This is a genomic window from Duganella sp. Dugasp56, assembly GCF_047304105.1.
In the GTDB taxonomy this organism is placed as follows: domain Bacteria; phylum Pseudomonadota; class Gammaproteobacteria; order Burkholderiales; family Burkholderiaceae_D; genus Rugamonas; species Rugamonas hordei.
Genome location: NZ_JBGLYQ010000004.1, coordinates 22482 through 35477, shown reverse-complemented (window position 1 = coordinate 35477; position 12996 = coordinate 22482). Strand labels below are relative to the sequence as shown.

The window sequence follows — 12996 nt, the reverse complement described above, 5'->3', positions numbered from 1 at the left end:
CCCCTTGAAATTCGATGCCATCCCGTCCGGCGTCTACCCGGAACTGATCTACCCGCCCTACAAATCCACGCTGAAGCGCGGTCCCACCCAGCCGCTGCTGCGCATCCGCGCCGACCAGCCGGTGCAGGACAACCTGGTGCCGTCGCCGCGCATCCTGCTGCCCAACGACATGGACCTGACGGCGCACGGCAATGGCGCGCCGCTGGGCGAGAAGATCGTCGTCACCGGCCGCGTGGTCGACGAGGACGGCAAGCCGGTGCGCAATTCGCTGCTGGAAGTCTGGCAATGCAACTCGGCCGGGCGCTACTGGCACAAGAAAGACCAGCACGATGCGCCGCTCGACCCGAATTTCTACGGCATCGGCAAGATGATGACCGACGACGACGGCCGCTACCGCTTCGTCACCATCAAGCCCGGTCCCTACCCGTGGGGCAATCACGACAAGGCCTGGCGGCCGGCGCACATCCACTTTTCGCTGTTCGGCAACGTGTATGCGCAGCGCCTGGTCACGCAGATGTACTTCCCCAGCGATCCGCTGTTCGACTACGATCCGATTTTCCAGAGCATCCCGGACCTGGCCGCGCGCCAGCGCCTGGTTTCGCGCTACAGCCTGGAACACACCGACAGCGACAAGATGCTGGGCTATGAATTCGATATCGTGCTGCGCGGCCGCGACGCCACGCCCATGGGTCTTTAAAGGAGCAAGCCGCATGAGCCACATCACCACTTCGCAAACCATCGGACCGTTCTCGCATGAAGCCTGGCAGTGGGCTGCCGACGCCAGCGCCGCCGGCAAGCTGGAAACCACGGCCGCCACCATCGTCATCGAGGGCACCATCTACGACGGCGATGGCACGCCGATCAACGACGCCCAGATCGAAGCCTGGCAACCGGCGGCCGCCGGCGCCGAAGCGGCGCAGGCGCTGCCCGGCTTCCGCCGCGTGCCCAGCGGCGAACGGGGCGAATTCAGTCTGCGGCTGTCGCAATGCGCGGCGCCGTCCGGCGGCGTGCCGGCCACCTTCGTCACGGTGTTCGCGCGCGGCCTGGTCAAGCACCAATTCACCGCCGTGTTCCTGGAGGACGACAGCGGCCTGGCCCAATCGGCGATACTGCAACAGGTGCCCGCCGGGCGCCGTCCTACCCTGATCGCCCGCAAGACCGCGCCCGGGGTCTATCATTGGGACATCTGGATGCAGTCCGATAAGGAAACCGCATTCTTCGACTATGTCTGACCTCGCAGCGGAGTTCTCTTGAGCGTATCGATTTTCGACAATTTCCTCACCACGCCTGACATGATCGCCGTCTTCGACGACGCGGCGATCGTGCAGGCCATGCTGCGCTTTGAGCAGGCGCTGGCCCAGGCCCAGGCCGAGCAAGGCATGCTGCCGCCGGAAACGGCGCGCGCCATCGCCGGCGTCTGCAACGCGCAGCTGTACGACATCCCCGCCATCGTCAGCGCCGGCCGCCGCGCCGGCAGCCTGGCGATACCGCTGGTGCGCGAGCTGACGCGTACCGTGGCGCTGTACGATGCCGAGGCGGCCGCCCGCGTCCACTGGGGCAGCACCAGCCAGGACGTGATCGATACCGCCATGGTGCTGGCCACGCGCGACGCGCTGCAACTGCTGGACGACGGCCTGCACGACCTGACCGGCCATCTGCTGCAACTGGCGGAGCGGCATGCGGAGACGCCGGTGCTGGCGCGCACGCTGATGCAGCCGGCACAGGTGAGCAGCTTCGGCTTCAAGGCGGCAGGCTGGCTGGCGCCGCTGGTGCGGGCCCGCGCACGCCTGCGCGAGTGCGCCGCCCGCGCGCTGCAGCTGCAACTGGGCGGCGCGGTCGGCACGCTGGCCGTGATGGGAGAACAAGGCGCGGCCGTGGCGGCGCTGGTGGCCGCCGATCTGGGCCTGAAAGTGGCGGACGCCGCCTGGCACACGCAGCGCGACGAGTGGGTGCGCCTGGGCCTGGAAGTGGCGGTGCTGACCGGCAGCCTGGGCAAGATCGCCACCGACATCAGCCTGATGGCGCAAGGCGAGATCGCCGAACTGGCGGAACCGTCCGGCCAGGGCCGCGGCGGATCGTCCGCCATGCCGCACAAGCGCAACCCGGTGTCGGCCATGATCGCGCTGGCCGCCGCCACCCGCACGCCGCAGCACGCGGCGGCGCTGCTGGCCAGCATGGGGCAGCAGCATGAACGCGGCCTGGGCAACTGGCAGGCCGAACTGGCTGAATGGCCAGGCCTGTTCCTCAGCGCGCACGGCGCGCTGCAAGCGCTGAACGACGCCTTCGCCGGCCTGCAGGTCGACCCCGCGCGCATGCTGCGCAACATCGACGCCTTGCAGGGACTGGTGTTTGCCGAGGCGGCATCGGCCTGGCTGGCGGCGGTCATCGGACGGCCGGCGGCCCACAGCCTGCTGGAAAAAATGAGCGCCGAAGCGCTGGCCGGCGGACGCCATCTGGCCGACGTGCTGGCCGAGGCGATACGGGCCGACGACAAGCTGCGCGGCCAGGTCGACCTGGCCGCGCTGGCATCGCTGTTCGACCCGGCCACCGCCGCCGAGCCGGCACAGCGCCTGGCGCGGCAGCAGCTGCAAGGCCTGCGCCGGGACATCGCCGCATTGAACGACCACCCTTTCCATCACAGGACGACAGCATGAGCTTTGATCCCATCGACCACGACTTCGAACGCGGGCTGAATAACCGCCGCGCCATCCTCGGCGACGCCTGGGTGGAAAAATCGCTGGCAAATTCCAACAGCTTCAACGCCGAGTTCCAGAACCTGATCACGCGCTTTGCCTGGAACGAGATCTGGGGCCGTCCGGGCCTGGATCAGAAGACCCGGCGCGCCATGGTCCTGGCCACCACCATTGCGCTGGGACGCTGGGAGGAATTCGAACTGCACGTGCGCGCCGCGCTGCTGGGCGATGCGTCGAACCGCCTGTCGCCGGACGAACTGAAGGAAGTGCTGATACAGTCGGCGATCTACGCCGGCGTCCCGGCGGCCAACACCGCCTTCGCCCATGCGATGGCGATCCTGCGCGAGGTCGGACCGCAGATCGGCTATGCGCTGGAACCGGCGGCGCCGGCCGCCGCCAGCCATCCCGGCGTCGGCCTCGAAGGCCGCAGCGCCGGCCAGCCCGCCCTGCACTACACGGTGCGCGAACCGCGCAACGGCAAGGCGCCGCGCCACACCGTGGTGCTGAGCCACGCCCTCGGCTGCGACCTGACGATGTGGGACGGCCTGGCCAACCAGCTGGCCGCCGACTGCCGCGTGATCGCCTACGACCATCGCGGCCACGGAAGCTCGGCGGCGCCGCAAGGCATGTACAGCATGGCCGACCTGGCCGACGACGCGGCAGCCCTGCTGCGCGAGCTCGATACCGGCCCGGTCGTGTGGGTGGGGCTGTCGATGGGCGGCATGGCCGGCCAGGAGCTGGTATTGCGTCATCCGTCGCTGGTGCGCGCCCTGGTGCTGGGCAACACCACCTCCCGCTATCCGGAGGCCGCGCGCGAAGCCTGGCAGCAGCGCATCGTCACCGTGCGCGAGCAAGGCATCGAGGCGATCGCCGACGCGGTGATGGGCCGCTACTTCCACGATGGTTTCCGCGCCGAGCACGGGGCCACAGTGGCACGTTTCCGCCGCCGCCTGCTCGCCACCGACACCACGGGCTATATGGGCTGCTGCAACGCGGTCGGGGCTATCGACACGACGGAGCGGTTGGGCGCCATCGCGGTGCCGACGCTGGTGATCGCCGGTGAACTGGACCAGGGCACGCCGGTCAGCATGGCGCAGATCGTGCAACAGGCCATCCCCGGCGCCGCGCTGGTCGTGCTGCCCAATGCCTCGCACCTGGGCGCGGTCGAACAGCCGGAGCCGTTCGCGGCGGCCGTCGCCGGCTTCATCGCCGGCTTGTAGGCGGGCCGCCGTCCCGCCTGGCGCTATACGCCCGGGTCGCGCACCTTGTCGACCTGGTCGAACTCGATGTTGTAGAAGGAGCCGGCGGAGGCCTCGGCCTTGCGGATGTACACGGTCTGCACGATGTCGCGGCTGGCGGCGTCGATGCTGACCGGGCCGCGCACGCTGGTCCACGCCATGCCCTTCATCGCCGCCAGCAGCTTGTCGCCGTCGCTGTCGCCATTGGTCTGCTTCAGCGCCTGGTACAGCAGGTGCATGCCGTCGTAGGCGCCGACCGAATGGAAGTTGGGCCGCATGCCGGGATTCGCCTTGACGAAGGCTTCCACATAAGCCTTGTTCTCGGCCGATGGATGGGCCGCCGAATAGTGATGGCTGCTGACGACACCCGCGGCGGCCGGGCCGATGCTGGCCATCAGGTCGTCATCGAGCACGTCGCCGGTGCAGATCAGCCGTATGCCGGCGGCCGCCAGCCCGCGCTCGGTGAACTGCTTGAGCACAGCGGCGCCCTCGCCCGACGGCACGAACACGAACAGCGCGTCCGGCTTCAAATCCTTGACCCGCGCCAGGAATGGCGCGTAGTCCGGGTTGCGCAGCGGCGCGCGCAGGCTGTCGAGCATCTTGCCGCCGCCTTCGAGCAAGCCCTTGGCGAACACCTTTTCCGCGTCCAGCCCCGGCCCGTAATCGCTGACCAGGCTCACCGCGCTTTTGATCTTGTTTTTGGCGGCCCACTGCGCCATCGGCGCCGTCACCTGCGCCAGCGTGAAGCCGGTGCGCACGATGTACGGGGAGCGCTGCGGCACCGCCGACGCGGCGGCGGCCATCACGATCATCGGCACCTTGGCCTGGGTGGCGACCGGCGCGGCGGCGAAGGCCAGCGGCGTCAGGCCGAACCCGGCCAGCACCTGCACCTTGTCGCGCGCCACCAGTTCCTGCGCCAGCCGCTTGGTCACGTCCGGCGACACGCCGCCGTCGTCCTTGAGGATGATCTCGACCGGACGGCCGGCGACGCTGGCGCCGTGCTGCCGCAGGTACAGCCGCACCGCCGCCTCGATCTGGCGTCCGGTGGAGGCGAACGGGCCGGACATCGGCACGACCAGGCCGACCTTCAGCGGCTCGGCGGCGGCGGCGATGGACGGCAGCACTCCGGCCGACACGGCGGCGGCGCCCAGCAGCAGCTGGCGGCGTTGGTGGTTGATGGGGTCTCTCATGGTGTCTCCTCGTTTTAGTTGATTTATAAGTCCAGCAACAGCGTGGCGGTTTGGGAACGCGAACAACATGGGGTGAACTGGTCATTGGCGGCCTGCTCCGCCTCGTCCAGGTACAGGTCGCGATGGTCCGGCACGCCGTCCAGCACGCGCGTCAGGCAGGTGCCGCACACGCCCTGCTCGCAGGACGCGGGTATGAACACGCCGGCGTCGTTCAGCACGCGCAGCACCGTGCTGTCGGCCGGGATGGCATACACCTTGCTGCTGGAAGCCAGCTTCACCTCGAACGGCTGGTCGCCTTCCGTGGCCGGCGCGGCGGCGGCGCCGAAGTATTCGAGGTGCAACTGGTCCTGCGGCCAGTCATGCGCCTTGGCCGTGGCCTTCACATGGTCGATGAAGCCGGCCGGACCGCACAGATAGATGTGCGTCTGGCGGTCCAGCCGCGCCAGCAGCGCCGGCAGGTCCAGCTTCTGCGCGGCGTCGCCGCTGTCGTAGTGGAAGTGCACCTGCGGCGCGAACGGCGCGGCGGCGATGCGCTGGCGGAAAGCGGTACGCTCGGGCGAGCGGGCGCAATAGTGCATCTCGAACGCCGCGCCCTGCGCCGACAGCGCTTCCGCCATCGCCAGGATGGGCGTGACGCCGATGCCGCCCGCCAGCAGCAGGCTGCGTTGGGAGTCCGCCAGCGGAAAGTGGTTCTTCGGCGCGCTGATGCGCAGCGTGGCGCCGGCCTGCACTTCGTCGTGCATGGCCTTCGAGCCGCCGCGCGACGATGGATCGCGCAGCACGCCGATCAGGTAGCGGTGGCGCTCGTGCGGCGGATTGCACAGCGAGTACTGCCGCACCAGGCCGGAGCCGAGATGGACGTCGATATGCGCGCCGGCCGTGAAAGCCGGCAGCGCCGCGCCGTCGGGACTGACCAGCTCATAGCTGCAAATGTCCTCGGCCTCCTGCTGCTTGCGCTCGACCCGGACCTGCAGGAGATCGGTACTCATACGGTCCGCTCCTTCTCCAGCCACTGGTCCAGCACGCGGCGCGACTGCACGCCGCCGGCGTCGATATTCAGCATCAGCAGCTTGCGTTCGGGATGGCGCAGGATGTTGGCCTGCTGTAGCTCCAGCATCGCCCGGTCCTCGCCGAAGATCTTGCCCTGGCCTTCGCGGATGGTGTCGGTCAGCTCCTGGTCATCGGGCTTGAAGTTGCGCGCCATGCCCCAGAAGTACCAGTGCGACGTTTCGCTTTCCGGCGTGATGAAATCGACCACGATGCTGGAAGCCTTGTGTTCCGGCGCGGCGTCGTAACCACCCTTGCCCGCATGCGCCACGCCGACCTCGATCATCACGTGGCTGGGCGCCGTGAAGCGGCAGATCTGCCAGCGGTCCACCGGCACGTCGTCCGCCAGGCCGTTGCCGCGCAAGGCCGCGCGCCAGAACGGCGGCGCCATGATGTTTTCCATATAGCGGCTGGTGATCACTTCTTCGCCCTCGACCCGGGTGCTGACCGGCGCCTCGTCGATCTCCTTCTGGCCGATGCTGGACGCGTGCACATAGGTCTCGTGCGTCAGGTCCATCAGGTTGTCGATCATCAGGCGGTATTCGCAGTTGATGTGATACAGGCCGCCGCCGTAGGCCCAGGCCGGATTGTCGGCCCATTCCAGATGATGGATCAGCGCCGGATCGGCCAGTTCGCGCTCGCCGGTCCAGACCCAGATAAAGCCGTAGCGCTCTTCCACCGGATAGCTGCGGATGCAGGGGAAGCCGCGCACGCGCTGGCCCGGCATGCTGATCACCTTGCCGTCGCAGCCCATCTCCAGACCGTGGTAGCCGCACACCAACTGGCCGTCCCGCACGAAGCCCAGCGACAGCGGCGCGCCGCGGTGCGGGCAGAAATCCTCCACCGCAGCCACCTTGCCCTCCGCTCCGCGATAAAACACGATCTTCTCGCCGCAGATCTGGCGTCCCAGCGGCTTGCCGTCGATTTCGTCCGGGGTGCAGGCCACGTACCAGGTATTTTTAGGGTACATCTCGTCTCCTCGTTCCGTTTTAGATTAATATTCAGTACACTGAATGTTGTAAAGTATAGCCCTGAAACCGGCAAAGTAAACACCCGGTACGAATTCTTTTTTACACCGCGCACGCGGAGACCACGCCATGCCTGAAACAGAGAGCCAATTGACCAATCTGTACGAACACCCGGGCCACTTGCTGCGCCGGGCGCAGCAAATCTCGGTGTCGATTTTTTACGACGAAATGGGCGACGAGCTGACCCCGGTGCAGTACGCGATGCTGCGCAATCTGGAAAGCCACGCCGGCATCGACCAGGTATCGCTGTCGGCCATCAGCGGCATCGATACCTCCACCGGCGCCACCGTCTGCGGGCGGCTGGAAGAAAAGGGACTGCTGAACCGCACCGTCATTCCGACCAACCGCCGCCAGCGCGCCCTGACCATCACCGCTGCCGGCGAACAGCTGCTGGCCGATCTGATTCCAGGATCGCAGCGCTTGCGGCGCCGTCTGCTGGCCCCGCTCAGCGGCCCGGAGCAGCTGAAATTCATGGAGCTGCTGACCAAGCTGGTGCAGGAAAACAACGAACAAAGCCGCGCGCCGCTGAGCAAGGCCGTGCCCGCCGCGCGCGAGGAAAGCTGAAAAACATAGTGTTCGACTACCGCACAATAGTGCTTTAATCGCACAGCCTTGAGGTATCATGGTCTGCCGCCCGGCATCCGGGTGCGCCCATGACTACAACAGGAGACCTTATGAAACGCTACGCCATCGCCGGCCTGACCGCCATGCTGCTTGTCCCCACCCTGCCCGCGTTCGCGCAAAACGCCGCCAAGACCGCAGCCATCGAGCTCGCGGACAAGGCGGCGGCCAACATCCAGAAAAAAGGCGTCGACGAAGCCTGCAAGGAGTTCGCCGATCCCAAGCAAGGCTATATCCAGGGCGAGGTGTATGTCGTGGTGCAGGACATGCAATGCAAGATGGTCTGCCATCCCCTGCTGCCGAAAATGAACGGCAAGGACATGACCGAGCTGAAAGACTCCAACGGCAAATACTTCACCCAGGAGATGAGGAAGGTCGCCCAGTCCGGCAAACCGGGCTGGGTGGACTATGTGTGGCCAAATCCGACGTCCAAGGCGCTTGAACCCAAGTCCGCCTTCGTGCGCAAGGTGGACGACAAATACATGGTCAGCGTCGGCATCTACGACAAGAAATAATAAACCGATGGCGGCACGCCGGATGCCGCCATCAGCACAAAAGCCTCAGGCCACGGCGACCAGGCGATCCAGCTTGTCGCCGTCGGCCAGCAGGCTGGCGCTGTCCGAGTCGTGGACGATGCGGCCGCGATCGAGCACGATGGCGCGCTGGGTCAGCGACAACGCCAGCCGCGCATGCTGCTCGACCACGATCACCGACATGCCCTCCTCCTGCACCAGCCGGCGTATCACCCGCACCAGCTCCTGCACGATGATGGGGGCGAGGCCTTCCATCGGCTCGTCCAGCAGCAGGATGCGCGGATTGGTCATCAGTGCCCGCGCAATCGCCACCATCTGCTGCTCGCCGCCGGACAACTGGTTGCCCATGTTGGTGCGGCGTTCGGCCAGGCGCGGGAATATCTCGTAGACCTTTTGCAGATTCCAGCGGCCGGGACGCGCCACCACCGTCAGATGTTCCTCCACCGTCAGCGACGGGAACATATGCCGCTCCTGCGGCACCCAGCCCAGGCCCGCGCGCGCGCGCCGGTGCGTGGGCATGCGCGCGATGTCATCGCCTGCCCAGCGAATGCCGCCACCGTGCAGCCGCGTCAATCCCATCAGCGTTACCAGCAGGCTGGTTTTGCCGACGCCGTTGCGGCCCAACAGCGCCAGGCTGTCGCCCTCGTTCAGCGTGAACGACACCTCTTCCAGCACGATGGACTCGCCGTAACCGGCGGTGACTTTATCGAGCGCCAGCAGCTCACCCATGTTCGGCCTCCCCCAGATAAACTTCCTTGACGCGCGGATCGGCCGCGATCTCCGCCGGCGTGCCCTCGGTCAGCACTTTGCCGCCCACCATCACCGTGATACGGTCGGCGAAGCGGAACACCAGTCCCATATCGTGTTCGATGAACAGCACCGTCACATCGCGCGGCAATTGCGCCAGCACCTCGAACAGCTCCTTGCTTTCCGCCTGCGGGATGCCGGCGGCCGGCTCGTCCAGCAGCAGGATGCGCGGCCTGGTGGCCAGCGCCAGCGCGATTTCCACCAGCCGCTGCTTACCGTAGGCCATGCTGCGCGTGACGCTGTTGGCCTGGTCGGTCAGCTTGAGCGTGGCCAGCAAGGCCATCGCCTCGTCGATCACGTCGGCATGTTTGGCGACCGTCTTGTACCAGACCGATTGCAGGCCGCGCCGCTCGCAGATCGCCAGCGCCACCGATTCCAGCACCGTCATGCCGGCGAACAGCGTGTTGAGCTGGAAGGTGCGCGTCATGCCGCGCCCCACCCGCTGGTGCTGCGGCAGGTGCGTGATGTCCTCGCCGCCCAGGTAGACCTTGCCGCTGCTGGGCATGAAGCCGCCCGTCAGCAGATTGATGAAGGTGGTCTTGCCGGCGCCGTTGGGACCGATCAGCGCGTGACGCGCACCGGGTTCGAAGGTCAGGCTGACGTCGCTGTTGGCGACGAACGGCCCCCAGCGCTTGGTCAGGCCTTCCGTGCGCAGTGTAATGTCCTGACTCATGCCTGCTCCTTCCGTTTGAAACGCGATGCCATTTTTTCCAGCCCACCCAGGATGCCGCCGCGCGCGAACAGCACGATCACCATCAGCAGCAGGCCGATATAAAACTGCCAGTAGGCCGGATTGAGACCGGCGATATAGTCCTGCGCCAGCATGAACACGGCGGCGCCGACCAGTGCACCGTACAGGCGGCCGGTCCCGCCCAGCACCAGCATGATCAGCAGCTCGGCCGAGCGAGGAAAGCCCAGCGAGTCCAGTCCCACGAACTGCGTAGTCTGCGCCAGCAGGGCACCGGCCAGGCCGGCCACCGTGGCGGCGAGCGTGAACACGGCCACCAGCCGGCGGTTGACGTTGACACCCAGCGCCGGCATGCGGCGCGCGCCCTCGCGGATGCCGATCAGGCTCAAGCCGAACGGCGACTTCACCACCCGCCGCAACACCACGAACACGATGAACAGCACGGCGAAGCTGTAGCAGTAGGCGACATTTCCGTTCAAGTCGAACTCGAAGGCGCCGAACAATTTACCGACCATCATGCCGGACAAGCCATCCACGCCGCCGGTGAGGAAGGAAGCCTTGTTGGCCGCCTCAAACAGCATCAGGCCTATGCCCAGCGTGACCATCAGCCGCGTCAGGTCCTGTCCGCGCACCACCAGGAAGGAGACGACGAAACCGAACAGGCCAGCCACCACGGCGCCGGCCAGCAGGCCGCTGAGCGGCTCGCTCCAGCCGTGCACCGACAGCAGCCCGGCGGTGTAGGCCCCCAAGCCGAAGAAAGCGGCGTGGCCCAGCGAGACGATGCCGGCGTAGCCCAGCATCAGGTCCAGCGACAAGGCGAACAGGCCGACGATCATGATCTGGCTGATCAGCACCAGATAGCCGGGGAAGGCGAAGTACGCAGCCACCGGCAGCAGCCAGAAGGCGATTTCCAGCGGCGACCAGCGGTCGTTGGGCAAACGGAGTGGGTTCATGCCAGGTGCCTGGTTGGTGGCGGCGTGCGCCGGTTTGACGGCGGCTTCGGCGAAGGCGTTCATGCTTTTCTCCTTATCAGGCCGGCCGGGAACAGGATCAGCAGCACCACCATCAAGCCGTAGATGACGAAGGCGCCCACCTGCGGCACGTAGTATTTGCCGGCCACGTCGAATACGCCCAGTATCAGCGCCGCCAGCAGCGGCCCCTTGATGGTGCCGGCGCCACCCACGGCGACCACCAGCAGGAAGTAAACCATGTATTTGACCGGGAAGGTGGGATCAAGGCCCAGCACGTCGATGCCAAGACCGCCGCCCAGGCCCGCCAGGCCGGAGCCCAGCGCGAAGGTCAGGCTGAACACCAGGCCGACATTGATGCCCAGGCCGGCGGACGCGGTCTGGTTGTCCACCGACGCGCGGATCTGCGCGCCGAAGCGGGTCCGTTCGATCAGCAGTCCCAGCGCCAGCGTGACCAGCACCACCACGCCGATCAGGAACAATCGATAGGCGCCCACTTCTAGCCCGAACAGCGGCACCTGGCCGCGCAGCCAGTCCGGCAGCGTCACCGGCTGCTGCGACGGCCCAAACAGCCAGGTCGCGCCGGCCACCGACATGAAGGTCAGGCCGATCGAGAACAGCACCTGGTCCAGGTGGCTGGCCCGGTACAGGCGGCGGTACAGCAGCCGCTCCAGCACCAGTCCGGCCGCGGCCGAGGCCAGGAAGGCCAGCGGCAGCGAGGCCAGGAACGGCACGCCCAGCCGCGCCAGCACGGTCACGCTGACATAGCCGCCCAGCATGGCAAAGGCGCCGTGGGCCAGGTTGATGAAGTTCATCATGCCCATCGTGACCGACAGGCCGACGCTGATGAGGAACAGCAGGCTGCCGTAGGCGATGCCGTCAAACAGCACGCCGGCGAAATTGGCTAGCATGTCGGCCTCCAGTCTTGATTTTGTTTTTTCATTTTTGTCTCCACCACTTCTCTACACACTACATTGAATCACACTCTTTCGATGATCATCGCAATGCCCTGCCCCACGCCTATGCACATGGTGCATAGCGCATAACGGCCGCCAGTACGATGCAACTGGTAGGTCGCCGTGCTCACCAGGCGCGCGCCGCTCATGCCCAGCGGATGGCCCAGCGCGATGGCGCCGCCATTGGGATTGACGCGCGCATCGTCGTCCCGCAGGCCAAGCTGGCGCAGCACGGCCAGGCCCTGTGCGGCAAAGGCTTCGTTCAGTTCGATCACGTCCATCTGCTCCAGCGTCAGGCCGGTCTGGCGCAACAGCTTTTGCACCGCCGGCACCGGGCCTATGCCCATCACGCGCGGCGCAACGCCTGCCGTTGCCATGCCGACGATGCGCGCCAGCGGCTTCAGGCCGTGCCGTCCGGCCGCCTCGCCGCTGGCGATCAGCAGCGCGCAGGCGCCATCGTTGATGCCGGAGGCGTTGCCGGCGGTGACGCTGCCGTCGGGCCGCACCACGCCTTTCAGCTTGGCCAGCGCCTCGATGGTGGTGGCGCGCGGATGCTCGTCCTGCGTGAACAGCAGCGGATCGCCTTTTTTCTGGGGCAGCGGCACCGGCACGATCTCGCGCTGGAAAATGCCCTCGGCGATGGCGACGGCGGTCTTGTTCTGGCTGGCCAGCGCGAACGCATCCTGGTCGGCGCGGCTGACGCCATAGTCAGCGGCGACATTTTCCGCCGTCTCCGGCATGGTCTCGACGCCGTAGGCTTCCTTCAGCGCCTTGTTGATGAAGCGCCAGCCCATGGTGGTGTCCTGCAACGACGCGCTGCGCGTGAACGCCGCATCGGCCTTGCCCATGACGAAAGGCGCGCGCGTCATCGACTCCACGCCGCCGGCGATCATCAGGCAGGCGTCGCCGGCCTGGATCGCGCGGGCCGCCGTGCCGATGGCGTCCATGCCCGAGCCGCACAAGCGGTTGACGGTGGAACCCGGCACCTCCTGCGGCAGCCCGGCCAGCAGCGCCGACATGCGCGCCACGTTGCGGTTGTCTTCGCCGGCCTGGTTGGCGCAGCCGTAGATCACGTCGTCCACTTGGTCCCACTGCACGCCGGGATTACGGCGCATCAGTTCGCGCAGCGGCACGGCGCCCAGGTCGTCGGCGCGCACGTCCTTCAGCGCGCCGCCGTAACGGCCGATCGGGGTGCGCACAGCATCGCAGATATATGCTTCGTTCATG

The 12996-nt window shown here is 66.9% G+C and carries 14 protein-coding genes; 6 read left to right on the top strand and 8 right to left on the bottom strand.

All coding sequences use genetic code 11. The features are described from left to right. Positions 1-4 precede the first annotated feature (4 nt). The 4 genes from pcaH to pcaD are packed head-to-tail and all read left to right on the top strand — an operon-like array spanning position 5 to position 3913. Complete coding sequence (gene pcaH, locus ACCD07_RS03320) at positions 5-697, top strand: protocatechuate 3,4-dioxygenase subunit beta (protein ID WP_176650301.1); 693 nt, start codon at positions 5-7, stop codon at positions 695-697. A 13-nt stretch (positions 698-710) separates the two neighbouring features. Next, positions 711-1232, top strand: coding sequence for a protocatechuate 3,4-dioxygenase (locus tag ACCD07_RS03315; protein ID WP_413446495.1), 522 nt, complete (start codon positions 711-713; stop codon positions 1230-1232). A gap of 18 nt (positions 1233-1250) precedes the next feature. Further along, the gene (gene pcaB, locus ACCD07_RS03310; protein WP_413446494.1) at positions 1251-2654 is read left to right on the top strand and encodes a 3-carboxy-cis,cis-muconate cycloisomerase; all 1404 of its coding nucleotides are present in this window, start codon (positions 1251-1253) and stop codon (positions 2652-2654) included. After that, positions 2651-3913, top strand: a complete 1263-nt coding sequence (gene pcaD / locus ACCD07_RS03305; protein ID WP_413446493.1) for a 3-oxoadipate enol-lactonase — start codon at positions 2651-2653, stop codon at positions 3911-3913. Before pcaB ends, pcaD begins: the two co-directional genes overlap by 4 nt. Before the next feature lie 23 nt (positions 3914-3936). Here pcaD and ACCD07_RS03300 read toward each other — a convergent pair whose 3' ends face one another. The 3 genes from ACCD07_RS03300 to ACCD07_RS03290 are packed head-to-tail and all read right to left on the bottom strand — an operon-like array spanning position 3937 to position 7138. Further along, complete coding sequence (locus ACCD07_RS03300) at positions 3937-5121, bottom strand: ABC transporter substrate-binding protein (protein WP_353397795.1); 1185 nt, start codon at positions 5119-5121, stop codon at positions 3937-3939. Positions 5122-5144: 23 nt separating this feature from the next. Further along, the gene (locus tag ACCD07_RS03295; RefSeq protein WP_413446492.1) at positions 5145-6110 is read right to left on the bottom strand and encodes a PDR/VanB family oxidoreductase; all 966 of its coding nucleotides are present in this window, start codon (positions 6108-6110) and stop codon (positions 5145-5147) included. Next, a complete protein-coding gene (locus tag ACCD07_RS03290; protein ID WP_413446491.1) occupies positions 6107-7138 on the bottom strand; it encodes a Rieske 2Fe-2S domain-containing protein in 1032 nt (343 codons plus the stop codon). The genes ACCD07_RS03295 and ACCD07_RS03290 overlap by 4 nt, the downstream gene beginning before the upstream one ends. 127 nt (positions 7139-7265) lie before the next feature. Between ACCD07_RS03290 and ACCD07_RS03285 the strand changes: the two genes are divergently transcribed. Beyond that, entirely contained in the window at positions 7266-7760 is a 495-nt protein-coding gene (locus tag ACCD07_RS03285) for a MarR family winged helix-turn-helix transcriptional regulator (RefSeq protein ID WP_176650294.1), read from the top strand. Positions 7761-7870: 110 nt separating this feature from the next. Further along, positions 7871-8332: a cache domain-containing protein gene (locus ACCD07_RS03280; protein ID WP_353397786.1), complete on the top strand. Its 462-nt coding sequence runs from the start codon at positions 7871-7873 to the stop codon at positions 8330-8332. A 45-nt stretch (positions 8333-8377) separates the two neighbouring features. Here ACCD07_RS03280 and ACCD07_RS03275 read toward each other — a convergent pair whose 3' ends face one another. From ACCD07_RS03275 to pcaF, 5 genes are all read right to left on the bottom strand, one after another. Further along, a complete protein-coding gene (locus tag ACCD07_RS03275) occupies positions 8378-9079 on the bottom strand; it encodes an ABC transporter ATP-binding protein (RefSeq protein WP_413446490.1) in 702 nt (233 codons plus the stop codon). Continuing rightward, positions 9072-9830, bottom strand: coding sequence for an ABC transporter ATP-binding protein (locus ACCD07_RS03270; protein WP_176650291.1), 759 nt, complete (start codon positions 9828-9830; stop codon positions 9072-9074). Before ACCD07_RS03270 ends, ACCD07_RS03275 begins: the two co-directional genes overlap by 8 nt. Then, on the bottom strand, positions 9827-10861 hold the full coding sequence (locus tag ACCD07_RS03265) for a branched-chain amino acid ABC transporter permease (RefSeq protein ID WP_176650290.1): 1035 nt from the start codon (positions 10859-10861) through the stop codon (positions 9827-9829). The genes ACCD07_RS03270 and ACCD07_RS03265 overlap by 4 nt, the downstream gene beginning before the upstream one ends. Next, positions 10858-11724, bottom strand: a complete 867-nt coding sequence (locus ACCD07_RS03260; protein ID WP_353397782.1) for a branched-chain amino acid ABC transporter permease — start codon at positions 11722-11724, stop codon at positions 10858-10860. The genes ACCD07_RS03265 and ACCD07_RS03260 overlap by 4 nt, the downstream gene beginning before the upstream one ends. A gap of 68 nt (positions 11725-11792) precedes the next feature. Beyond that, positions 11793-12995 carry a 3-oxoadipyl-CoA thiolase gene (pcaF, locus tag ACCD07_RS03255; protein WP_413446489.1) on the bottom strand — a complete coding sequence of 401 codons (1203 nt, stop codon included), beginning with the start codon at positions 12993-12995 and terminating at the stop codon, positions 11793-11795. Between the last annotated feature and the right edge of the window lies 1 nt (position 12996).

What these genes read in the sequence shown, in the direction of transcription:
- ACCD07_RS03315 (WP_413446495.1), top strand. Translation starts at nt 711, where the DNA reads ATGAGCCACATCACCACTTCGCAAACCATCGGACCGTTCTCGCATGAA.
- pcaD (WP_413446493.1), top strand. Translation starts at nt 2,651, where the DNA reads ATGAGCTTTGATCCCATCGACCACGACTTCGAACGCGGGCTGAATAAC.
- ACCD07_RS03300 (WP_353397795.1), bottom strand. Translation starts at nt 5,121, where the DNA reads ATGAGAGACCCCATCAACCACCAACGCCGCCAGCTGCTGCTGGGCGCC.
- ACCD07_RS03295 (WP_413446492.1), bottom strand. Translation starts at nt 6,110, where the DNA reads ATGAGTACCGATCTCCTGCAGGTCCGGGTCGAGCGCAAGCAGCAGGAG.
- ACCD07_RS03290 (WP_413446491.1), bottom strand. Translation starts at nt 7,138, where the DNA reads ATGTACCCTAAAAATACCTGGTACGTGGCCTGCACCCCGGACGAAATC.
- ACCD07_RS03285 (WP_176650294.1), top strand. Translation starts at nt 7,266, where the DNA reads ATGCCTGAAACAGAGAGCCAATTGACCAATCTGTACGAACACCCGGGC.
- ACCD07_RS03280 (WP_353397786.1), top strand. Translation starts at nt 7,871, where the DNA reads ATGAAACGCTACGCCATCGCCGGCCTGACCGCCATGCTGCTTGTCCCC.
- ACCD07_RS03275 (WP_413446490.1), bottom strand. Translation starts at nt 9,079, where the DNA reads ATGGGTGAGCTGCTGGCGCTCGATAAAGTCACCGCCGGTTACGGCGAG.
- ACCD07_RS03270 (WP_176650291.1), bottom strand. Translation starts at nt 9,830, where the DNA reads ATGAGTCAGGACATTACACTGCGCACGGAAGGCCTGACCAAGCGCTGG.
- ACCD07_RS03265 (WP_176650290.1), bottom strand. Translation starts at nt 10,861, where the DNA reads ATGAACGCCTTCGCCGAAGCCGCCGTCAAACCGGCGCACGCCGCCACC.
- ACCD07_RS03260 (WP_353397782.1), bottom strand. Translation starts at nt 11,724, where the DNA reads ATGCTAGCCAATTTCGCCGGCGTGCTGTTTGACGGCATCGCCTACGGC.
- pcaF (WP_413446489.1), bottom strand. Translation starts at nt 12,995, where the DNA reads ATGAACGAAGCATATATCTGCGATGCTGTGCGCACCCCGATCGGCCGT.